Below are 22,453 nucleotides of genomic sequence, written 5' to 3' on the forward strand. Positions count from 1 at the left end.
AAGCACTGGCGGTTCAGTCGCCGAACGGGCCGGCCACGCAGAAGGCGCCACCCTGGTAGATCCGCGTCGGATCATCGGCGGCTGGAAGCGGCTGTGCTTCGACCTTTTCGCGGAACACTTCGGAGCTGTCGTTCGGCGCATAGCCCAAGACCGTGGCGTAACGGTTGTCCCACCAGACGTTCTTGTTGTCGGACGCACCATAGACCACGGTGTGGCCGACGTTCGGCGTGTACAACGCCCGTTCGAGCAGTTGGGTCAGGTCGCCGAAGCTCAGCCAGGTGCTCATCATCCGGCGGTTTTGCGGTTCCGGGAACGAAGAGCCAATGCGCACGCTGACGGTCTCGATGCCATAGCGATCGAAATAGAAGGTGGCCATGTCTTCGCCGTAGGACTTGGACAAGCCGTAGTAACTGTCCGGGCGACGAGGGGAGTGGGCGTCGATGACTTCGTCTTGCTGGTAGAAGCCGATCACGTGGTTGGAACTGGCGAAGATCACGCGCTTCACGCCATGACGGCGCGCGGCTTCGTAGATGTGGAAGACGCCGCAGATGTTGGCGCCGAGGATCTCTTCGAACGAGCGCTCGGTGGACACGCCGCCAAAGTGCAGGATCGCGTCCACGCCTTCGACCAGTTGATGCACGGCTTGCTTGTCGGCCAGATCGCACGGCACGACTTCTTCACGGTCGTCGATGGCTGGCGCGATGTCGGCGATGTCCGACAGGCGAATCACATTGGCGTAGGGGCGCAGTGTTTCGCGAAGGACCTTGCCCAGGCCACCGGCGGCACCGGTCAGCAGCAGGCGATTGAAAGGGGCGCGGGCAGTGGGAGTGGTGGTCATGGGGCGTCCTGGACAAGCAGTGGTGGTCATTGAATTTGTTGTAGGTTGTCGTACGACTAGCGGGAGTATCGTAAGGCTTTCCGTTTCTTGTCAATGTGTCTTGCGTCGAATTTGACGAAGGGTGAGTCGTCTTTCGATGGCAAGTTACACCTGTGGCGAGGGAGCAAGCTCCCTCGCCACAAGACCGGTATCAGCCGATCCGTTTTACAACAACGAAATCGGATAGCTGATGAAGAGGCGGTTTTCGTCGAACTCGTTGGTGCTGAAGTTTTTGCGGATGCTTGCGTTACGCCATTTGACGTTGAGGTTTTTCAGCGGGCCGCTCTGCACCGTGTAGGCCAGTTCCGATTCACGGCCCCATTCCTTGCCGTCGGTGATGTTCCCGGTGTGCACGTTATCGCCACTGATGTAGCGGTTCATCAGGGTCAGGCCCGGCACGCCCAGGGCCACGAAGTTGTAGTCGTGACGCACTTGCCAGGATTTTTCCTTGGCATTGTCATAGCTGGAGTTGTAACTGTCGTTGGCCAGGGTGCCGCCGCTGGTGCCGTTGACGCGCATCCACACATCATCGCCCGTGAGCTTCTGCAGGCCGACATAGAAAGTGTTGCCGCCGTACTTGGCCGAGAGCAGGGCGAACGCGGTTTTGTTATCGAGGTCGCCGGCCAGGGCGCTGCCGTCTTCCTTGCCGATGAAGTAGCCGAGGTTGGCGCCGAGGGTCCAGTCGCCGATGGGCTGGCTGTGGCTCAGGTTGAAGTATTGCTGTTGATAGATGTCGCTGAGTTCCGCGTACCACACGCCGATCTGGGTGCGTTTGTCGTTGAAGGCATATTCACCGCCGCCGAAGTTGAAACGGTCCGACGTGAACGCCGCTTTACCGTTCATGAACATGTCTTCCATGCTCGCATCGTTACGCGGGCTGTTCTGGCGGAATTGCCCGCCGTAGAGCGTCAGGCCGCTGATTTCGGTGGAGGTGACCTGACCACCACGGAAGGTTTGCGGCAGGGAACGGCCGTCGTCCGAGCGCAGGATCGGCAGCACCGGCATCCATTCACCGACCTTGACTTCGGTCTTCGAGATCTTGCCCTTGAGCGCCACGCCCAGGCGACCGAAGTTGTCGGCCGGGCGTCCGTCGCTGTGGATCGGCAGCAGCTGCGTACCACCGGTGCCCTTGCCGCCATCGAGCTTCTGCGAATACAGACCCAACACATCCACACCGAAGCCGACCGGGCCCTGGGTGAAACCGGATCTGGCGTCGAGGATGAAGTTCTGTGTCCACTCCTCAGCCTTGCCCTGGGGGTAGGCCGGGTTGGTGAAGTTGCGGTTGAAGTAAGCGTTGCGCAGGTTCAGCGTGGCTTTGGCGTCATCGGTGAAACCTTCGGCGTGACTGGTCATGGGCAGGGCGATGGCCAGGCTGCTGCAACCGATCAGGCTCAGGGCATGACGGCGGGCGAAGTGTGGGAGTGGGGCACGGGGGGACGGATTGCGGGCGGGCTTGCTCACTGTAACGCTCCATTTCTTTTTTGTTTTTATAGTTGTTATACGTCGTCGTACAACATCGGGGCGATTATTTACGTGGCGTTTCAGTGTTGTCAATCAGAAGTTGTACGATGACCTTGGCTGCAAATGCTCATGTGAGAGCCTGCTCGCGAAAAACGGGCGGGCAATGCGGGGTGTTCAGATACCCCGCGTTATCGTTGACGTCCATCGCGAGCAGGCTCGCTCCTACAAAGATTTGCGTGGAACCTGTAGGAGCGAGCCCGCTCGCGAAAAACGGGCGGGCAATGCGGGCATTCAGACAGCCCGCGTTATCGTTGACGTCCATCGCGACGGTGCGACGATTCGACAGGCTCGCTCCCACAAAGATTTGCGTGGAACCTGTAGGAGCGAGCCCGCTCGCGAAAAACGGGCGGGCAATGCAGGCATTCAGACAGCCCGCGTTATCGTTGACGTCCATCGCGAGCAGGCTCGCTCCTACAAGGATCTGCGTGGAACCTGTAGGAGCGAGCCTTCTCGCGAAAAACGCGCGGACAATGTGGGCATCCAGACAGCCCGCGTTATCGTTGACGTCCATCGCGGGCAAGCCCGCTCCCACAAAGATTTGCGTGGAACCTGTAGGAGCGAGCCCGCTCGCGAAAAACGCGCGTGCAATGCGGGTATTCAGACAGCCCGCGTTATCGTTGTCGTCCATCGCGAGCAGGCTCGCTCCTACAAAGATTTGCGTGGAACCTGTAGGAGCGAGCCCGCTCGCGAAAAACGCCAGGACAACGCGGGCATTCAGACCGGCCCGCGTTATCGTTGGCGAGCATCGCGAGCAGGCTCGCTCCCACAAGAATCTGCGTGGACCCTGTAGGAGCGAGCCCGCTCGCGAAAAACGTGCGGACAATGCGGGCATTCAGACAGCCCGCGTTATCGTTGACGTCCATCGCGACGGTGCGACGATTCGACAGGCTCGCTCCCACAGGCGATTGGGTTGTCAGCCAGCAATCATTGGCGGCATGGTGCCCAGCAACGACACCGCCGCCACCGCGCCAATGCCCAGCAACCATTCGGCGATCACGCTTTTACGCAATGCCGACAGGCGCTGTTCGCAGTCCTTGATCCGCAGCCGGTTGAACAACGCCAAGCCGAGCATCGTGGCGATCAGGGTGACCTTGATCAACAGGATCAGGGCAAACCCGGACAGCAAGGGCGTCGGCCAGAAGGCGCCGGTCAGGACCCGTACGTTGATCAGGCCGGTGATCAGCAATCCCGCCACCACGATGTAACCGACGCCACTGAATCGCTGCAACAGCGCCCGTATGTCATGCCCGGCAGGGCGGCGCAGGATCATCACCAGCAGCATCAGGCCGCCGAGCCAGATGCCGACGCAGGCCAGGTGCACCAGTTGATTGAGCATCAGCCATCGGCCTTCGACGCCATCAAGCATGCCGCCGTGGCCGACCGGTGCCAGGGTCGCCAGCAGCGATGCGCCGAGGGCGAGGCGCAAGGGCAGGTGGGTGCGCAGCGGCGTCAGCAGCAAGGCCAGCAGCAATCCGTTGAACAGCAGGTGCCAGCTCCAGACCTGGCCAAAGAAGGTGCTGCCCAGCACCAGGCGCAAGGTCGAGGGTTCGAGCGCCGCGTCCCAGGCGCCGGCCATGCTGGCGGTGATCAGCAGCAGCCAACAGACGCCGCTGACCAGCGCCAGTGCCGCCAGCCAACGGCTGATGCGTGTCAACGTCCGGTCCAGGGTGCTCTCACGGCCCAGCAACAGAGGCTTGTATACCCAGGCACCGAACAGCATCAGTACCACGGTGAAATGCAGGAAGCGGCACAGCACCAACGCGCTCGCCATGTATTACTGGCCCACCTTGAAGCTGTAGGCGCCTTCGCTTTTATGGGTATCGACCGACACGGCGTGCCATTCGACTTTATAGGCACCGGCGCTCAACGGCGCAGCGGGCGTGACCACCAGGGTCTTTTTGTCACTGCCCTCGGTGGCCAGGCTTTTCACCGCAACGCTGGCCCCGTCCTTGCTGATCGTGACTGTGGTGAAGGCCGCTTCAACGCCTTCGGAAAACACCAGGCGCAGTTCCGTCGGCGCGCTCACGGTGCTGTCGGCGGCGGGTGTCTCACTTTTCAGATGGGCGTGGGCAAACGCCGAGGAGGCGGCCAGCAGCGAGCCGAGCAGGGCGGCGGTGGAGAGGGTTTTTTTGAGCAGCATGGTCGGGTTCCTGTCAGGCCGTTGCGAAGTGGGCGTCAGTTTAGCCGCCAGAGGCCTGTTGTACGAAGTTTGGTTTTCCCCTGTCGCCGCGAGGTAGAGCGGATGCTAGTCTTGTTTAACGCTGTTGTCAGGGAGCCCTCATGGGCAATCACAAGATCGAGATTCGTCGCAGTAACGTCGAGAAAATTCTGCTGGGGGCCGAGAAGGTCTTCGCCGAGAAAGGCTTCGGCAGCACCGCCATGGCCGACATCGCCGCCGAAGTGCAACTGCCGCGCTCCAACCTGCATTACTACTTCAGCACCAAGACCGAGTTGTACAGCGCCGTGCTGTTCGACTTGCTGGAAGTCTGGAAGCAGGACGCGCTGTGCTTCGAGATGTTCGACGACCCGCGCGTGGTGCTCAGCAGTTACATCCGCGCCAAGATGAACCACTCCCGCAGCCGTCCCTACGGTTCGAAAGTCTGGGCCAACGAAATCATCCACGGCGCCCCGACCCTGGGGGAGGCACTGGATGCGAGCCTGTACGACTGGGCCAAAATGAAAGAAGCGAAAATCCGCCAGTGGGTGGACGACAAACGCATCCTGCCGGTGGAGCCTTCGAGCCTGCTGTACATGATCTGGGCCTCGACCCAGCACTACGCCGACTTCGACCACCAGGTGAACATCCTCAACGACCATCAGCCGCTGTCGGACATGCAGTTCGAACGGGCGATTCAGACGGTGACCAGTGTGATTTTGCGCGGGATCGGGTTGGAGCCCTGAGGTCGGGTGGTGTGGCTGCTGGCCTCTTCGCGGGCAAGCCCGCTCCCACAGGGTTTCAGGTCGTACACAAAGCCTGTGTACACCAGAGAAACCTGTGGGAGCGGGCTTGCCCGCGAAGGCGTCATCTCAGACGCTGAAAACCTCAAGGACTGACGTGATAGGGATTCCTCGGATCATGGTTCCAGTCCAGAAACGGCTTGCCGTTTTCCACCGGCACCATCTCGATGCAGTCCTGCACCGGGCAGGTGATCTGGCACAGATTGCAGCCCACGCATTCATCGTCGATCACTTGATACTTGTGCGTGCCGTCCGCCTGCTTGAGGCTGGCCACCGCCTGGTGCGAGGTGTCTTCGCAGGCGATGTGGCAGCGGCCGCAACCGATGCAGGCGTCCTGGTCGATTTTGGCGATGACCTGATAGTTGATGTCCAGGTACTTCCAGTCGGTGGTGTTGCCCACGGCACGCCCGGAAAACTCTGAAATGCTGGCGTAACCCTGACTGTCCATCCAGCGTGACAGGCCGTCCTTCATCTCCTCGACAATCCGGAAGCCATGCAGCATGGCCGCCGTGCACACCTGCACCGAGCCGCAGCCCAGGGCTATGAATTCCGCCGCATCGCGCCAGTTGCCGATGCCGCCGATGCCGCTGATGGGCAGGCCTCGGGTCTGCGGGTCACGGGCGATTTCGGCGACCATGTTCAAGGCGATCGGCTTGACCGCCGAGCCGCAGTAGCCGCCGTGGGTGCTCTGGCTGCCGACCATGGGGTTGGCGACCATGCGCTCCAGGTTGACGCTGGTGATCGAGTTGATGGTGTTGATCAGCGACACCGCATCCGCGCCGCCACGGTGCGCCGCGCGGGCTGCCACGCGGATGTCGGTGATGTTCGGCGTCAGCTTGACGATCACCGGCAGCGAGCAATAGGTCTTGCACCAGCGGGTGACCTGTTCGACGTATTCCGGCACCTGACCGACCGCCGCGCCCATCCCGCGTTCCGGCATGCCATGGGGGCAACCGAAGTTCAGTTCGATGCCGTCGGCACCGGTGGCTTCCACCAGCGGCAGGATGTGTTTCCACGATTCTTCGACGCACGGCACCATCAACGACACGATGAGCGCGCGGTCCGGCCAGTCCTTTTTGACCTGGGTGATTTCCCGCAGGTTGATCTCCAGGGAGCGGTCGGTGATCAGTTCGATGTTGTTGAAACCCATGACTTCACGGTTAGGACCGAAGTGCGCCGAGTAGCGCGACGACACGTTGACCGCCGCCGGGTCTTCACCCAGGGTTTTCCAGACCACGCCACCCCATCCGGCCTCGAAGGCGCGGACCACGTTGTAGGCCTTGTCGGTGGGCGGCGCGGAGGCCAGCCAGAACGGGTTGGGGCTTTTGATGCCGGCGAAGACAATCGAGAGATCGGCCATTTACGCAGCCTCCACGTTGAGCATCAGTTGAGCGTTGATGGCCTCGGCGGCCCGTTTGCCGTGCTGCACCGCCTGCACGGTGAGGTCCTGGTCGAGGCTGGTGCAATCGCCGCCGGCATACACGCCGGGGACGCTGGTGCGCAGCTGTTCATCAACCTCGATGCGATCGCCCTGGCGCTTGAGTTCGCGGGCCAGCGGGTCGGCGAGGGCGCTGCTGTCGAAGGCCTGGCCGATGGCTTTGAAGATGGCGTCGGCGGCCAGTTCAAAGGTCTCGCCGGTGGTTTGCAGACGATCTTCGACCAGATGCGTGCGCGCGAAACGCATGCCGCGCACGCGGCCGTTGGCATCGAGCAGGACCTCTTCGGGTTGTGCCCAGGTCATCAGGCGCACCTGATTGGCCTTGGCGATGTCCTGTTCGTGGCGGGTAGCGCCCATGTCCTCGACACCACGGCGGTACACCAGATTGACGTCACGGGCCCCGAGGCGGGCCATCTGCACGGCCATGTCGATGGCGGTATTGCCGGCGCCGAGCACGATGCAACGATCAGCCAAGGGCAGTTGAGTCAGGTCATCGGCCTGGCGCAGTTCGCGGATGTAGTCGGTCGCGGCCACCAGCCCCGGCGCGCTTTCATGGGCCAGCCCCAATTGCTTGCTCGCCGCCAGACCCAGGCCGAGGAACACCGCATCGAATTGCTGATGCAGTTCAGTCAGGCTCAGGTTCTCGCCGAGTTTTTGCCCGTGACGGATCTCGATCCCGCCGATCTGCAGCAGGAACTCCAGCTCCTTCTGCGCGTAGTCATCCACCAGTTTGTACTTGGCGATCCCGTATTCATTGAGGCCGCCGGCTTTTTCACGGGCTTCGAAAATCACCACGTCATGGCCGTGCATGGCGCTGCGATGGGCGCAGGACAAACCCGCTGGCCCGGCACCGACCACGGCGATGCGTTTGCCGGTGGCGGCGGCACGGGGAAAGGGGTGTTCGCTGAAGTGCGCATTGTCCACGGCGTAACGTTGTAGCAGGCCGATCAGCACCGGTGCGCACTCCTGAGCGTTGTTACGCACGCAGGCTTGCTGGCAGAGGATTTCGGTGGGGCAGACCCGGGCGCAACTGCCGCCGAGGATGTTCGCGGAGAGGATTTTCTGCGCCGCACCCTGCACGTTGTCCTGATGGATATTGCGGATGAACGATGGAATATCGATCTCGCTCGGGCAGGCGTTCACGCAGGGCGCGTCGTAGCAATACAGACAGCGCGAGGCTTCAAGGTGAGCCTGGCGGTCGTTGAGCGGCGGTGCCAGGTCGGTGAAATGACTGGCGAGGACGGCCGCCTGCTCAACAGGATGGGGGAGGTGGTTCAGGGTCTTGATCACGGTATTGGCCTCACGGTGATGGCGGTGCTGCCTCTGTCGGGCATTTTTTTGTGTGGTTCGGGCTGACGCCATCGCCAGCAGGCTGGCTCCCACAGGGATTTCAGGTGTTCACAAAACCTGTGGGAGCGGGATTGCCCGCGATAGGTCGAAGGCCGATTTCAGCGTTTCACGGCAACCGGCTGATTCAACTCGGCGCGCTTGCTCAGCAAATCAAACACCGCCGGATACGCCGGCCGCTCGATGTAGCGCCCGGCTCCGCGTTCGGCCCGCAGATCGCCGTCAGCCCAGACCACCCGGCCCTGGCTGATGGTGTGGCTGGGCACGCCGCGCACGGTCTTGCCTTCGAAGATGTTGAAGTCGACTTGCTGGTGGTGGGTCTTGGCGGAAATCGTGCGAGTGCCCTGCGGGTCCCACAGCACCAGGTCGGCATCGGCGCCGACGCGGATCGCGCCTTTGCGCGGGTAGAGATTGAAGATTTTCGCGGTGTTGGTGGAGGTCAGCGCAACAAAGTGCTGCATCGACAAACGCCCGGTGTTCACCCCTTCGTCCCAGAGCACGGCCATGCGGTCTTCGATGCCGGCAGTGCCATTGGGGATCTTGCTGAAATCGTCCTTGCCGGCGGCCTTCTGCTCGGCGCAGAAGCAGCAGTGGTCGGTGGCGGTGGTGTGCAGGTTGCCGGCTTGCAGGCCATGCCAGAGCGCTTCCTGATGCCCGACAGGGCGGAACGGCGGGCTCATCACGTAACCGGCGGCGGTCTGCCAGTCCGGGTGTCGATAGACGCTGTCGTCCAGCAACAGGTGCCCGGCCAGTACTTCGCCGTACACCGGTTGGCCCTTGGCCCGGGCATAGGTGATTTCGTCGAGGGCTTCCCTGGTCGAGACGTGCACCAGGTACAACGGTGTGCCGAGGGTTTCGGCGATGCGGATCGCCCGACTCGCGGCTTCACCTTCCACTTGCGACGGACGCGACAGGGGATGCGCCTCCGGCCCGGTCATGCCCTGGGCCATCAACTTGCGTTGCAGGTGATAGACCAGCTCGCCGTTTTCCGCGTGCACGGTGGGCACCGCGCCGAGTTCCAGGCAGCGTTCAAAACTCGCCACCAGCGTGTCGTCGGCGGCCATGATCGCATTCTTGTAGGCCATGAAATGCTTGAAGCTGTTGACCCCGTGGTGTTTCACCAACTCGGCCATTTCTTCGCGGACCTGCTCGCTCCACCAAGTGATGGCGACGTGGAAGCCGTAATCGGAAGCCGACTTCTCGGCCCAGCCACGCCACTGATGGAACGCTTCCATCAGTGATTGTTGGGGGTTGGGAATCACGAAGTCGATGATCGACGTGGTGCCGCCGGCCAGACCGGCCGCCGTGCCGCTGTAAAAGTCTTCGCTGGCCACGGTGCCCATGAAGGGCAGTTGCATGTGGGTGTGCGGGTCGATGCCGCCGGGCATCAGGTATTGGCCGCTGCCGTCGAGTATGTCGGCACCTGTGGGAGCCTCGAGGTCTTCGCCGATGGCCTTGATCACGCCGTCTGCGCAATACACATCGGCGCGATAACTTTCATCATGGGTAATAACGGTGGCGCCACGGATCAACAGAGACATTCCGAGTTCCTCGCAGGCAATGACCGGCTGATGCCGGCTCTCAATGTTTTATATGAAGCGAGTTGCACAGGTGTATTCCTGTCATCGCTGTCAAGAATGAAAGCTAGCTGGTGTTATTGAAATCAGCAAGAATAATTTTTATAAGCTTATATGCTTTTTAAGTCATTGATTATTAAAAGAAAAAATTCAAAATCACCAAAATGGTGAGGCCTCTCACCATTTTGACGCACTTGACAGGATTCAAATATGGTCAAGATTTCTTATGTGAAATCAGCTGTTTGAGAATGGTCTATGGTTGATGCGCACCGTTTAAAAAAAGATTCACGCACCAGATTGAGACCTGACTGTTCGGACAACTTGCCTGACATTCGGCCTGAGTGGCATGGCAAGTGACCGAAGACTTAATGGTTGAATAAATAAAACTGATAATAATCAGCTGTTTATAAAACGTTTATGGAACTGCCCGATGCGTAAGCGGGGTATCCGGCACGTTTATTGATGCCGCCAGCCCTCGATGAGCAATACAAAACAACAATGGAGCGGCCATGCAACAGATCAGATCACACGTGACCGAGCGCGACGGCTTGTTTGAGTTGGAGGCCGGCAGCGACGTCCTCGACAGTCCCCGATACAACCACGACATGGCACCGACCAAGGTGCGCGAACGAACCTGGAACAAATGGCACATCACGGCCTTGTGGATCGGAATGGCGGTTTGCGTGCCGACCTACACCCTGGGCGGCGTGCTGACAGCCTATTTCGGGCTGAGCGTCGGCGAAGCGCTGCTGGCAATCCTGTTTGCCAACATCATCGTATTGATCCCGCTGACCCTGAACGCCTTTCCCGGCACCAAGTACGGCATCCCGTTTCCGGTGTTGCTGCGCTCGTCCTTCGGCGTCCTCGGTTCCAACATTCCGTGCCTGATCCGCGCCTTGGTGGCGTGCGGCTGGTTCGGCATTCAAACCATGTTCGGCGGCCTGGCGATTCACCTGTTCCTGGGGTCGGTGTTCGACGGCTGGAAATCCCTGGGCGGCACCGGTGAAGTCATCGGCTTCATGATCTTCTGGGCGCTGAACCTGTGGGTGGTGATTCGTGGCGCCGAGTCGATCAAATGGCTGGAAACCCTGTCTGCGCCATTGCTGGTGGCGGTAGGCGCAGGCTTGCTGGTGTGGGCCATGCCCAATGTGTCGATGACTGAACTGCTGGCGATTCCGGCCAAGCGTCCCGAAGGGGCCGGCGTGGCCAGTTATTTCGCCGCCGGATTGACCGCGATGGTCGGCTTCTGGGCCACGTTGTCGCTGAACATCCCGGACTTCAGCCGCTATGCGAAAAGCCAGAAGGACCAGATTGTCGGGCAGATCATCGGTTTGCCACTGACCATGTTCCTGTTCGCCTCGCTGGGCGTGGTGATGACCGCCGCGTCGGTGAAACTGGTGGGCGTGACCGTCTCCGATCCGGTGACGCTGATCGGCCATATCCAGAGCCCGGTCTGGGTCGCGTTGGCCATGGCGCTGATCATCATCGCCACCTTGTCCACCAATACCGCGGCCAACATCGTTTCGCCGACCAACGACTTCCAGAACATCGCGCCCAAGGTGATCAACCGCACCAAAGCCGTACTGCTGACCGGGTTTGTCGGCCTGGCGCTGATGGCCCATGAGCTGCTGAAAAAACTGGGCCTGATCGTTTCTGACGTGAGTCTGGAAACCGTCTATTCCAACTGGTTGCTGGGCTACTCCAGTCTATTGGGGCCGATTGCCGGGATCATGGTGGTGGACTATTTCCTGATCAAGAAACAGCAACTGGACCTCGCCGGGCTGTACCGCGATGACGTGTATCCGGCGTGGAACTGGAATGGGTTCCTGGCGTTCGGTGTGCCGGTGGCGCTGACGCTGCTGTCGCTGGGCAGCGATGCCTTCAGCTGGTTCTACAGCTACGGCTGGTTCACCGGCTCGGCCCTGGGCGGGTTGATTTATTACGGGTTGTGCTCGATGCGGGCGCAGCCGTCGGCCGTGAAATCGGCGGTGTAGCGGCTGGCCCAATCGCGAGCTGGGTACGCGTCACCCCTGTGGGAGCGAGCCTGCTCGCGATGACGACCTCAAACACACCGACGAAATGCCTGACAGAAACCATAAGAACTGCCTGAGGAGATCATCATGAACGCAGCTGTAGATGTTCTGCAGTCCACCCATCAGCACATCAACCGCGACCGTCTGTGGCAGTCGCTCATGGAACTGGCCAAACTCGGCGCCACGGTCAAGGGCGGTGTTTGTCGCCTGGCCCTGACCGACCTCGATCGCCAGGCCCGGGATATTTTCGTCAAATGGTGTGAAGAGGCAGGCTGCACCGTCAGCATCGATGCCGTGGGCAACATCTTCGCCCGGCGCCCCGGGCGCAACCCGGACCTGCCGCCGGTGATGACCGGTAGCCACATCGATACCCAACCCACCGGCGGCAAGTTCGACGGCTGCTTCGGCGTGCTGGCCGGGGTCGAAGTGCTGCGCACCCTCAATGATCTGGGCGTGGAAACCGAAGCGCCGCTGGAAGTGGTGGTCTGGACCAACGAAGAAGGCTCGCGTTTCGCCCCGTGCATGATGGGCTCCGGCGTGTTCGCGGAAAAATTCACCCTCGAGGAAACCCTGGCCAAGGTCGACGCCGAGGGCGTTACCGTGGGCGAGGCGTTGAGCGCGATTGGTTACGCGGGGGCGCGCGCGGTCAGTGGCCACGCGGTGGGCGCCTATTTCGAAGCGCATATCGAGCAAGGCCCGATTCTCGAGGACGAGCACAAAACCATTGGCGTGGTCATGGGCGCGCTCGGGCAGAAATGGTTCGACCTGAAACTGCGCGGCGTCGAAGCCCATGCCGGGCCGACGCCGATGCACCTGCGCAAGGACGCCCTGGTCGGTGCCGCGGTGATCGTCGGCGCGGTCAATCGCGCCGCCCTCGGTCATCAACCCCACGCCTGCGGCACGGTCGGTTGCCTGCAAGCCTATCCCGGTTCACGCAACGTCATTCCCGGCGAAGTGCGCATGACTCTGGACTTCCGCCATCTCGATCCGGCACGGCTGGACTCGATGATCGCCGAAGTCCGCGAAGTCATCGAAACCACCTGCGAGGAGCACGGCCTGACCTACGAACTCACCCCGACCGCCGACTTCCCGCCGCTGTACTTCGACAAGGGCTGCGTTGAGGCGGTACGCGGTGCGGCGCAAGGATTGGGCCTGTCGCACATGGACATCGTCAGCGGAGCAGGGCACGACGCGATCTTCCTCGCTGAACTCGGACCCGCCGGGATGATCTTCGTCCCCTGCGAAGGCGGCATCAGCCACAACGAAATCGAAAACGCCGCGCCGGATGACCTGGCGGCCGGTTGTGCGGTGTTGTTGCGGGCGATGCTGGCGGCTTCGGCGGCGATTGCCAGTGGGCAATTGGCCGCTTGAAGCGCAACAGACCGTAACCCTCGGCATCCCGTGAAGGCAGTGCTGGTCGAACGCGTGCAGGAACTTCGCACGATTGCAGGCTCTGGCGGTCGTACTTGTCACCGGAGTGCAATTGCTCCGTCGCAGGTATGGAGATGCAATGAGCCAAGACGTCCTGACCACAGAAACCAGCCGCCGCCAATTGCAGCAGATCATCACGGGCTTGTCCGACGGGGTGATCCTGCTCGATCTCGACCAGACCATCGTCTGGGCCAATGATGCCGCGCTGGCCATGCACGGCATTGAGCGGATCGGAGAACTCGGGGCGAACGCCAAGGCGTACGCGCGCCGCTTTGCCCTGCGGTATCGCAACCATCACCCGGTGCCGGTGGCCAGTTACCCGATCAGCCGTGTCGCCCGTGGCGAGACCTTCAGCGATGTGCTGGTCGAGCTGACCCCGGTTGATGACGAAGAACGTACCTGGGTGCATAAGGTGCGCAGCCTGGTGGTCACCGATAGCCACGGTGAGCCGGAGTCGTTGGTGCTGATCATGGACGATGTCTCCGAGTGGGCCAGCGCCGAGCAGCGCTTCGAGAAAACCTTCGCCGCCAACCCGGCCCCGGCGGTGATCTGCCGGCTCAGCGATTTGCGCTACATCAAGGTCAATGCCGGTTTCCTCGAAATGACCGGTTATGCCCGTGATCAGGTGATCGGTAGCTCCACTTATGAACTGGATATATTGGACCAGGCGCAAAACAAGGACCTGGCCAAGCAACGTTTGCGTGAAGGCGCGACCATTCCGCAAATGCAGGCCGAACTGCGCGTGGCCGGTGGGGGAAGCAAGCAGGTCATCGTCGCCGGTCAGCCGCTTGAGCTCAACGATGAGCCCTGCATGCTGTTTTCCTTCGTCGACGTGGAGCCGCGGCGCAAGGCTGAAGTCGCCCTGCGCCAGAGCGAGGAGCGCTTTGCCAAGGCGTTCGGCCTGACGCCCGTGCCGATCCTGGTGTGCAGTGCCAGCGATCAGGTGGTGATGGATGTGAACGAGGCGTTTCTCGAATCCCTCGCGTATCCCCGCGAGGAAGTGCAGGGCAAGACCATCGCCGACATCGACTTCATCCACGACAAGGGCGCGAGGACAAAGCTGTTCAGCGCCCTGGAGAAAACCGGACGTCTGGATCGGGTTGATGTTCGCGTTCGAAAGAAAGATACCGAATTGATGGATTGCGCGGTTTCCGCTGACACCGTGAACATTCAGGACAGTGCCTGCTACCTGCTGGTGTTGATGGATATCACCGAGCGCAAACGCACCGAGCTGGAGTTGGTGTCGGCCATTGAAGAGGTGATGAAAGACGCTTCCTGGTTCAGTCGCACGCTGATCGAAAAGCTCGCCAATGTGAAGCAGGTCAACTCGCCGCAGTTGCCCAGCGTGTCCTTCACTGACCTGACGGCCAGGGAGCGCGATGTGCTGGAGTTGATCTGCGAGGGCCTGGCCGACAAGGAAATCGCTGCGCGCCTGAAGCTGGCACCGAACACGGTGCGCAACCACGTGGCAACGGTGTATTCCAAGCTTGATGTGCACAGTCGCAGCGAAGCGATTGTCTGGGCACGCGAGCGTGGGTTGTTTTCCGGCACATGGAGACAGAAGGGCCAACGGTAGGTGCAAATGCACTAGGTGATACGGTGCAAATTCACGTTCTGGCCAGCAGGTGGCAAGCCTTAGGCTGAGCGCGTGCGAATGACATTTTCGGATCATTCGCACGCTCCGAAATCGCTAAAAGGACCAGCCATGCACCTACAACGTTATTTCTGCGCAGCCGTTTGCCGCCGAGGGCCACCGCAATGATGAGCCTGGCGCAACTGCGGACGCAGCTTGAGCGAACCTTTTCACCATTGGCCTGTGAATGTGCGGTCACGGGCGAACACTCGTTGACCATCAAGCTCTATCACCCGGTGACCGGGCAAGTTGATCTGGTGGTCAGTGGTTTGAACATGACGAGGCTGCAGACGCCCGAATCGATCGCGACGCTCCTTGAAGAGCTGCGTTATGAACTGGAGAGCAACAGCCTGCAACGCCCCGACCCGGTGGTGTAGGAATCGCCAGGTTTTCCCGGTCTTAACGGCTGATTACGCGATAAGAATGTATAAAAGTGATATTTCTGCACCTGCCCCGTGAACTTTTGGGCGGTGTTTTGTTGTCACACCCCTGTGTACATCCTTTTCTCGCGGGTCATCCTATGAAAAGTCTTGGGAAACGCGTTTTTGCTCCAGCGTCGCTCGTACTCTGCGCCCTGATTCTCGGCGGCTGTGCCAGTCCGCCTCCGCCACCTCCCGCCGCACCGCCTCCACCCCCTGAACGCACCTGCCAGACCCTGGATAAAACCGATGTCATGGGCGATGTGAAGGCCGAAGGCGAAGTGACCCGGGTCACCACGACCACCCGCTGCGTGACGCAGTAAAGCAGGCACAAAAAAGGCAGTCCCGAGGACTGCCTTTTGCGCATCTGCTGAACCGGGATCAGGACAGGAAACCACCGTCCACGTTCAGCGAAACACCGGTGGTATAGCTCGACGCATCGCTCGCCAGATAAAGCACGGCGCCGGCCATTTCGCCCGGGTCGGCCACGCGCTTGAGCGGAATCTGAGCCAGCGCGGTATTGAGGATGGCCTCGTTCTTGACCAGCGCCGAAGCGAACTTGGTGTCGGTCAGGCCCGGCAACAGGGCGTTGCAGCGGATGCCGAACTGCGCACATTCCTTGGCGAACACCTTGGTCATGTTGATCACCGCAGCCTTGGTCACCGAATAGATGCCCTGGAACACGCCCGGCGAGACGCCGTTGATCGAGGCGACGTTGATGATGCTGCCGCCGCCGTTTTCACGCATCAGCTTGCCGGCTTCCACCGACATGAAGAAGTAGCCGCGGATGTTCACGTCAACGGTTTTCTGGAAGGCGCTCAGATCGGTGTCCAGCACGTTGCAGAACTGTGGGTTGGTCGCCGCGTTGTTGACCAGGATGTCCAGACGCCCGAATTGTTCCTTGATGGCGGCGAAGACCTGGCTGATCTGCTCCATTTCACCGATATGGCAGGCGATGGCGGTGGCCTTGCCGCCCGCGGCGATGATTGCGTCGGCCACGTGCTGGCAGCCCTCGAGTTTGCGGCTCGAAACGATGACATGGGCGCCTTGCTGCGCCAGCAGCTTGGCGATGGCTTCACCGATGCCACGGCTGGCGCCGGAGACGAATGCGATCTTGCCGTCGAGGTCGAACAACTGAGTCTTGGACATGGGATTCCCTTATGAAAAGTCTTGTTTTCGAGTCAAATGCCGGGTTGCGGCCAATGCTGTTCAGTTGAGCCCAGTCAGTGCGCGTTATCGTTCACGATTTTCGCGCGCAGGCTCGCTCCTGCAGGGATCGCGTACGGTCACAGGCTGGATTTCTGGATGACCTGCAGGCTCATCTGCTCCAGCAGTTTGTTCATGTGAATGAACTGCGCGAAGCGTTTGTCCTGGGTCTGGCCATGGTAGAAGCGGTAGTAGATCTGCTGCACGATGCCGGCCAGGCGGAACAGGCCGTAGGTGTAGTAGAAGTCGAAGTTGTCGATCCGGATGCCGGAGCGCACGGCGTAGTAATCGACGAACTCGCGGCGGGTCAGCATGCCCGGCGCGTGGCTTGGCTGGCGACGCATCAGTTGCACCGGCGCCGGGTCACCGGCTTCGATCCAGTAGGCGAGGGTGTTGCCCAGGTCCATCAATGGGTCGCCGAGGGTGGTCAGTTCCCAGTCGAGCACCCCGATGATCTGCATCGGGTTGTTCGGATCGAGGATGACGTTGTCGAAGCGGTAGTCGTTGTGGACGATGCTGGAGGTCGGGTGATCGGCCGGCATCTTGTCGTTGAGCCAGGCTTTGACTGCTTCCCACTGTGGCGCGTCGGGCGTCAGGGCTTTCTCGTAGCGGTCGCTCCAGCCTTTGATCTGGCGTGCCACGTAGCCTTCGGGCTTGCCGAGATCGCCCAGGCCGTAGGCGTTGTAGTCGACCCGGTGCAGCTCGACGAACTTGTCGATGAAGCTCTTGCACAAGGCTTCGGTTTTCGCCGCATCCAGGCCGAGCTCCGGCGGCAGTTCGGAACGCAGGATGATCCCCTTGACCCGTTCCATCACGTAGAACTCGGCGCCGATCACTGATTCATCGGTGCAGTGCACGTAAGCCTTGGGGCAGTAGGGAAAACCCTCGCGGAGCTGGTTGAGGATGCGAAATTCGCGGCCCATGTCGTGGGCGGACTTGGCTTTGTGGCCAAAGGGCGGCCGACGCAGGACGAACTCCTGTCCGGGGTATTCCAACAGGTAGGTGAGGTTGGACGCGCCACCGGGGAACTGGCTGATCTGCGGCAAGCCGCTGAGGCCGGGTATGTGCGCCTTGAGGTATGGGTCGATCAGGCTGGCATCGAGTTCTTCGCCGGTACGGATACGAGTGGACTGGTCAGTAAGCGCCATGCTTATCCCTTCTGCTTATTCTGGAGGCCTGAAACTATTGACTAATCTAATGCGCCCACCCGGCACCCACAACCATGAACGGCCCTTATAGGTGAGCGTGTTGCCGGGCAATCATTATTTTTGATACGCCTGTTTGAATTGTCCTACAGGACCGCGTTACTGATGCGGGTCGGCAATTCAACCGGGGTGAGCACCGGTTGCCCGGAAAAGAACGCCACGAGGTTGCGGCCCACCAGTTCAACCGTGCCTTCGATCGCTTCCGGGGACAATCCGGCGACGTGCGGGGTGAGCACCACATTGGTCAGTGACTTGAGTGCATCCGGCACATGAGGTTCGGCATCGAAGACATCCAGTGCGGCCCCGGCGATGCGGCGTTGTTCCAGGGCGCTGATCAGGTCGGCGGTGACCACCACGCTGGCCCGGGCAATGTTGACCAGAAAGCCCTTGGGCCCGAGGGCGTCGAGCACCTGGCGGTTGATCAGGTGTTTGGTGGTCAGGCCTCCCGGAGTGGCGATAACCAGAAAGTCCGAGGCGCGCGCCAGTTCAGTGGGCGTGGAACAGAAGGCGTAGGACACGTCGCTGCGATGTTGCCGGTTGTGGTAGCTCACGCTCATGTCGAAGCCGTTGGCGGCGCGTTTGGCGATGGCCATGCCAACGGCGCCGAGGCCGAGGATGCCCAGGCGTTTGCCGGACAGGGAAGGGCGCATGATCTTCGGCCACTCGCCCCGGCGCACGGCAGCGTCGCAGCGCGGAACATCGCGTACCAGTGACAGCAGCAAGGCCATGGCATGGTCCGCCACTGAAGAGGCGTTGACCCCGGCGCCATTGGTGACGGTGATGCCGCGGTCGGCCGCCGCTTGCAGGTCGACATGCTCATAACCGGCGCCGATCACGCATATGATCTTCAGATTGGGCAGGGCAGCGATTTCATCGGCATACAGGCCCAATGGGCCGCGGGTCAGGACCGCGTTGATCTGGCCGCTGTGCCGGGTGATGGCCTCGGCGCGTTCGGCAGGCGTAGGCGCCAGTATCAGGTGAAAGCCCTGATGTTCGAGGATGGGCAGATAATCATTGATGGTTTCGACCAGTACCAGAACGGTTGCAGGCATGCTTGGCTCCCTGTGGGCATCGGTATTTCGGACTCGAACATCGGTGGAGATTGCTGGCTGCCGGACGTCCTGGCAATCAGCAACATCGGTGCCGCGTCACTCAGTGTAGGAGCTGGCGCGGCAGGCGAGGGTTTTCTGTGGGGTGGCCAAGCATTCAGCGTGGGGCAGGGGATGCAGGCACCGCGCCGAGAAAGCCCTTCGCCGCCTCCAGAATTTCATCCGACAGGGCGTCGCCACGCGTGGCGCGGGCCAGCGTCAACGCACCGACCATCAGCGAATATTGCACCAGCGCTTGCTGGCGGTTACTGGCGGCGTCGTCCGAGTCCATCAGCTGACTCAGGGTGTCGAGCAGCCTGTTCAGGCCGGTCATGAACGTCTCGCGCAAGGCGCTGTCGGCGGACTCGTGGCACATGTCACCGGCAAACGCCACCACCGGGCAGCTGTCACCCGGGTTGTCGCGGCTGGCGGTCGACAGGTAGGGTTCGACCAAGGCGCGGCGTGCGGCGGCGTGGTCCTCGGCCGTCCCGATCCGCTCCCGCCAGCGGCCTGCCACTTGTTCGAACGCCCGGTCACTGGCTTCAACGGCCAGCGCCTCCTTCGATTCAAAGTGACCATAGAACCCGCCATGGGTCAGGCCCGCCGCGCCCATCACATCGACGACACTGATCCCGTGCAGGCCGCGCTCGCGAAACAGCCGCGTGGCCGCCTCGACGATGATTTCGCGGTTGAGGTCGGCTTGCTTGCGGGAGACTCGGGGCATGGGTGGGCTCATAAAAATTCAAATGGGACATCAGATCGCGTATTTGGCAATGCCATTACCGCACGACCCGCTCTCTTGCTTTAATCATAAATACATGATGTCGGACCTTTATCAAGCGGGGGTTGCGCTTTGGCGATGAAACACCAATGCGCCAACCCTGTGGGGGCGGGCTTGCTCGCGATAGTGATCGATTCAAAAACGGTGGCGCCTGACGCGCCGCCATCGCGAGCAAGCTCGCTCCCACACGGGGGGATATGTTGTGCAATCTCAGCCACCTGGCACCACCGTTCCTCACCTAAGTCTTTGCTTCTGTTCACTAATCCCGGACAATCGCGCCCCTGTTTCGGCCAGGGCGCTACCTGTCGGGTACTCCGACGCGTTCTGACCGGGTGGCAAGTGACCGGAATGTGGAGATCCCACCGGATGAATGATCAGGCCAATAGCGTTAACGAACGCTATTTAGACGCGACACCAGCGACCCTTTCGAGCTGGAATCGCCAAGACACCACCTGGATGCTTGGCCTGTTTGGCACGGCGATTGGCGCCGGCACCCTGTTTTTACCGATCAACGCGGGCGTGGGCGGCTTCTGGCCGTTGCTGGTGCTGGCGCTGTTGGCATTCCCGATGACCTACTATGCGCACCGCGGCCTGACCCGCTTCGTATTATCCGGCCGTGAAGGCGCGGACATCACCGAAGTGGTCGAAGAGCATTTCGGCATCCAGGCCGGCGCGCTGATCACCCTGCTGTATTTTTTCGCAATCTTCCCGATCCTGTTGATCTATAGCGTGGCCCTGACCAACACCGTGGGCAGTTTCCTGGAACATCAACTGCACATCATGCCGCCGCCACGCGCGCTGCTGTCGCTGGTGCTGATCCTCGGCCTGCTGGCCGTGGTGCGCTGTGGCGAGCAGGTGATCGTCAAGGCCATGAGCCTGATGGTGTATCCGTTCATTGTCGCCTTGCTGTTCCTGGCGGTGTTCCTGATTCCTCACTGGAACGGCGGCATCCTGGCCACGGCCAGCACCTTGCCTGAGCCCTCGGCGCTGCTGCACACCCTGTGGCTGGCGATTCCGGTGATGGTGTTTTCGTTCAACCACTCGCCGATCATCTCGGCGTTCGCGGTCGATCAGAAGCGTCGTTACGGTGACCACGCCGAAGAGCGCAGCTCGCAGATCCTGTCCCGTGCCCACGCCTTGATGGTGGTGATGGTGCTGTTCTTCGTCTTCAGCTGCGTGCTGACCCTGTCCCCGGCACAACTGGCCGAGGCGAAGGCGCAGAACCTGTCGATCCTGTCGTACCTGGCCAACCACTTCAGCAACCCGACCATCGCCTTCGCGGCGCCGTTGATTGCCTTCGTGGCCATTTCCAAGTCGTTCCTGGGCCACTACATCGGCGCCAGCGAAGGCTTGAAAGGCCTGATCGTGAAGAGCGGCAAACGCCCGGGCGCCAAGGCACTGGACCGCATCGTCGCGGCGTTCATGCTGGTGGTGTGCTGGATCGTCGCCACCCTCAACCCGAGCATCCTCGGCATGATCGAAACCCTCGGTGGCCCGGTCATCGCGGCAATCCTGTTCCTGATGCCGATGTACGCAATCCGCAAGGTACCGGCCATGGCGCGCTATCGCGGCCAGGCGTCCAACGTATTCGTGGTGGCGGTGGGGCTGGTGGCGATTACGGCGCTCATCTACTCGCTGACGGCGTGATTTAAAGATCAAGAGATCGCAGCCTTCGGCAGCTTCCGTAGAAAACGGTGTTTTCTCCCAGGTGCTGCCAGAGGTTGCGATTTTTTTTGCTTCGGATTAAAGGACGGCAGCGAAAACCCGCTGTCACCTGACCCACCGAAACCCCTCGCCATAACGTCCTCCTTCCTCTATTCACAGTCCGCGTTGTACCTCGGCGAAAATCTCGGTGATAGGCCGTCGCGGCTGGCGCTTTTGCAGCTGTCGGACCTGTTCACTCAACCGCAGCAACTCTTCACTCGGCTTGGCCCATTGATTTTCCGGCAGCGGCTCCGACCATTGGCGCATGGCGTCGGGCAGGGCTTGTTTGCCGATTTCTTCGAGGCGGCGCACTTCCCATTCGACGAGGCGGTTGGGAATCGTCCACAAGGTCATGACGTGGTACAGGTACCAGAAAAAACCTGACGTTCGGCTGCGCGAACCGTCGCGGATCTGCTGGTGCATGCGTGCGCGGGCGTTGCGGAAGGTGTGCAGGCCTTCGTGGGTCGGGTCGTCGGGGCCTTGCAGGTCTTGCAGGTCCTGGATGGATTTGAGGTCGTTGACTTCGTATTCCATGTAACCGCGAATGGCTTCCCAATGGCTGATAGCCAGCGGCAGGCCGGCGCACTGGAATTCGAGGCTGGTGAGGGTTTCGCCGTGGTGGTAGCCGATGCCCATGCCGTACTGGCGATGGATGCCGTACTGGGTGGCGCCCTGGGCTTCGATGACCCAGGCGGAGAGGGATTCCCAGGGGACGAAGACGGGCTCGGTGGCGCCTGAGGGCATGAAGCAGACTTCGCGGCGTTGGCGGTTGAAGCGGGTAGGGATGAGGGTGGTGCGTTTTTTGTGGTTGTGGTGCCAGACGGCTAGACCGATGGATAGGGACAGAAAGCCTGCCGCCAAAGCCAAACCGTAAGCTTCATGGAAAATTCCCTCTATAGCGTGAGAGATGTCATCCCAACCCATACCAAACAAAAAAAACAATAAACCGCCAATGAGCGGGAATAAAATCGCAACCATAAATGTGCCACTGAGTGGTCCTCCTAATGTCATCTGCCACATGAAGACCTGTGGCGAACCCAACCCAAAGTCCATGTAGACATCATTCAACTCGCCAATATGCGGGCCATACGGTGGCATTGGTGTTGGTAGTGGAAGCGGCGCGAGATACGTAATTTTCCCGCTTGGAAACGGTTCAATGTCTCCAGCCTTTCTGGGCTGTCGAAGCTGCGCCGCGCCGATTGGCTCTTTGTGATTATTCGGCATGATCGGCTTGC

At 60.9% G+C, this 22,453-nt stretch carries 20 protein-coding genes; 7 read left to right on the forward strand and 13 right to left on the reverse strand.

The window, feature by feature from the left end:
- Positions 1 to 13: 13 nt before the first annotated feature.
- The 5 genes from GQ39_RS06285 to copC all read right to left on the reverse strand — a co-directional run bounded on the left by GQ39_RS06285 (position 14) and on the right by copC (position 4,538).
- Positions 14 to 838, reverse strand: a complete 825-nt coding sequence (locus GQ39_RS06285; RefSeq protein WP_047528221.1) for an NAD-dependent epimerase/dehydratase family protein — start codon at positions 836 to 838, stop codon at positions 14 to 16.
- A 204-nt stretch (positions 839 to 1,042) separates the two neighbouring features.
- Entirely contained in the window at positions 1,043 to 2,338 is a 1,296-nt protein-coding gene (locus GQ39_RS06290) for an OprD family porin (RefSeq protein WP_047528223.1), read from the reverse strand.
- 127 nt (positions 2,339 to 2,465) lie between these two features.
- Positions 2,466 to 3,026 carry a hypothetical protein gene (locus GQ39_RS32960; RefSeq protein ID WP_047528225.1) on the reverse strand — a complete coding sequence of 187 codons (561 nt, stop codon included), beginning with the start codon at positions 3,024 to 3,026 and terminating at the stop codon, positions 2,466 to 2,468.
- Between the two features lie 285 nt (positions 3,027 to 3,311).
- Complete coding sequence (copD, locus tag GQ39_RS06300) at positions 3,312 to 4,169, reverse strand: copper homeostasis membrane protein CopD (protein WP_047528227.1); 858 nt, start codon at positions 4,167 to 4,169, stop codon at positions 3,312 to 3,314.
- Positions 4,170 to 4,172: 3 nt separating this feature from the next.
- Positions 4,173 to 4,538: a copper homeostasis periplasmic binding protein CopC gene (gene copC / locus GQ39_RS06305; RefSeq protein ID WP_047528230.1), complete on the reverse strand. Its 366-nt coding sequence runs from the start codon at positions 4,536 to 4,538 to the stop codon at positions 4,173 to 4,175.
- Positions 4,539 to 4,678: 140 nt separating this feature from the next.
- On the opposite strand from copC, the gene GQ39_RS06310 reads away from it, so the two are divergent.
- Entirely contained in the window at positions 4,679 to 5,299 is a 621-nt protein-coding gene (locus GQ39_RS06310; protein ID WP_047528232.1) for a TetR/AcrR family transcriptional regulator, read from the forward strand.
- 142 nt (positions 5,300 to 5,441) lie between these two features.
- On the opposite strand, the gene preA is transcribed toward GQ39_RS06310, so the two are convergent.
- From preA to hydA, 3 genes are all read right to left on the reverse strand, one after another.
- Positions 5,442 to 6,716: an NAD-dependent dihydropyrimidine dehydrogenase subunit PreA gene (preA, locus tag GQ39_RS06315; RefSeq protein ID WP_047528233.1), complete on the reverse strand. Its 1,275-nt coding sequence runs from the start codon at positions 6,714 to 6,716 to the stop codon at positions 5,442 to 5,444.
- The gene (locus GQ39_RS06320) at positions 6,717 to 8,084 is read right to left on the reverse strand and encodes an NAD(P)-dependent oxidoreductase (RefSeq protein WP_047538496.1); all 1,368 of its coding nucleotides are present in this window, start codon (positions 8,082 to 8,084) and stop codon (positions 6,717 to 6,719) included.
- Positions 8,085 to 8,242: 158 nt separating this feature from the next.
- On the reverse strand, positions 8,243 to 9,682 hold the full coding sequence (hydA, locus tag GQ39_RS06325) for a dihydropyrimidinase (RefSeq protein ID WP_047528235.1): 1,440 nt from the start codon (positions 9,680 to 9,682) through the stop codon (positions 8,243 to 8,245).
- A 545-nt stretch (positions 9,683 to 10,227) separates the two neighbouring features.
- Here hydA and GQ39_RS06330 point away from each other — a divergent pair.
- From GQ39_RS06330 to GQ39_RS32225, 5 genes are all read left to right on the forward strand, one after another.
- Positions 10,228 to 11,712 (forward strand): NCS1 family nucleobase:cation symporter-1, encoded by a 1,485-nt coding sequence (locus GQ39_RS06330; RefSeq protein WP_047528237.1) that lies wholly within the window; start codon positions 10,228 to 10,230, stop codon positions 11,710 to 11,712.
- A 126-nt stretch (positions 11,713 to 11,838) separates the two neighbouring features.
- Entirely contained in the window at positions 11,839 to 13,122 is a 1,284-nt protein-coding gene (locus GQ39_RS06335) for a Zn-dependent hydrolase (RefSeq protein ID WP_047528238.1), read from the forward strand.
- A gap of 139 nt (positions 13,123 to 13,261) precedes the next feature.
- Positions 13,262 to 14,758 carry a helix-turn-helix transcriptional regulator gene (locus GQ39_RS06340; RefSeq protein ID WP_047528239.1) on the forward strand — a complete coding sequence of 499 codons (1,497 nt, stop codon included), beginning with the start codon at positions 13,262 to 13,264 and terminating at the stop codon, positions 14,756 to 14,758.
- A 182-nt stretch (positions 14,759 to 14,940) separates the two neighbouring features.
- Positions 14,941 to 15,192, forward strand: coding sequence for a DUF1652 domain-containing protein (locus GQ39_RS06345; protein ID WP_047528240.1), 252 nt, complete (start codon positions 14,941 to 14,943; stop codon positions 15,190 to 15,192).
- Between the two features lie 143 nt (positions 15,193 to 15,335).
- The gene (locus GQ39_RS32225) at positions 15,336 to 15,557 is read left to right on the forward strand and encodes a hypothetical protein (protein ID WP_152613965.1); all 222 of its coding nucleotides are present in this window, start codon (positions 15,336 to 15,338) and stop codon (positions 15,555 to 15,557) included.
- A 58-nt stretch (positions 15,558 to 15,615) separates the two neighbouring features.
- Here GQ39_RS32225 and GQ39_RS06350 read toward each other — a convergent pair whose 3' ends face one another.
- The 4 genes from GQ39_RS06350 to GQ39_RS06365 all read right to left on the reverse strand — a co-directional run bounded on the left by GQ39_RS06350 (position 15,616) and on the right by GQ39_RS06365 (position 19,457).
- Positions 15,616 to 16,383, reverse strand: a complete 768-nt coding sequence (locus GQ39_RS06350; RefSeq protein ID WP_047528242.1) for an SDR family oxidoreductase — start codon at positions 16,381 to 16,383, stop codon at positions 15,616 to 15,618.
- A 137-nt stretch (positions 16,384 to 16,520) separates the two neighbouring features.
- On the reverse strand, positions 16,521 to 17,588 hold the full coding sequence (locus GQ39_RS06355) for a phosphotransferase family protein (RefSeq protein ID WP_047528243.1): 1,068 nt from the start codon (positions 17,586 to 17,588) through the stop codon (positions 16,521 to 16,523).
- A gap of 143 nt (positions 17,589 to 17,731) precedes the next feature.
- Entirely contained in the window at positions 17,732 to 18,697 is a 966-nt protein-coding gene (locus tag GQ39_RS06360) for a 2-hydroxyacid dehydrogenase (protein ID WP_047528244.1), read from the reverse strand.
- A 154-nt stretch (positions 18,698 to 18,851) separates the two neighbouring features.
- Positions 18,852 to 19,457, reverse strand: coding sequence for a TetR/AcrR family transcriptional regulator (locus GQ39_RS06365; protein WP_047528246.1), 606 nt, complete (start codon positions 19,455 to 19,457; stop codon positions 18,852 to 18,854).
- A gap of 423 nt (positions 19,458 to 19,880) precedes the next feature.
- On the opposite strand from GQ39_RS06365, the gene GQ39_RS06370 reads away from it, so the two are divergent.
- Positions 19,881 to 21,161: a serine/threonine transporter gene (locus GQ39_RS06370; RefSeq protein WP_047528247.1), complete on the forward strand. Its 1,281-nt coding sequence runs from the start codon at positions 19,881 to 19,883 to the stop codon at positions 21,159 to 21,161.
- A gap of 171 nt (positions 21,162 to 21,332) precedes the next feature.
- Here GQ39_RS06370 and GQ39_RS06375 read toward each other — a convergent pair whose 3' ends face one another.
- The gene (locus GQ39_RS06375) at positions 21,333 to 22,442 is read right to left on the reverse strand and encodes a hypothetical protein (RefSeq protein ID WP_081997856.1); all 1,110 of its coding nucleotides are present in this window, start codon (positions 22,440 to 22,442) and stop codon (positions 21,333 to 21,335) included.
- Positions 22,443 to 22,453: the final 11 nt, after the last annotated feature.

It is taken from the genome of Pseudomonas sp. 11/12A (assembly GCF_000800055.1).
Lineage (GTDB): Bacteria > Pseudomonadota > Gammaproteobacteria > Pseudomonadales > Pseudomonadaceae > Aquipseudomonas > Aquipseudomonas mohnii.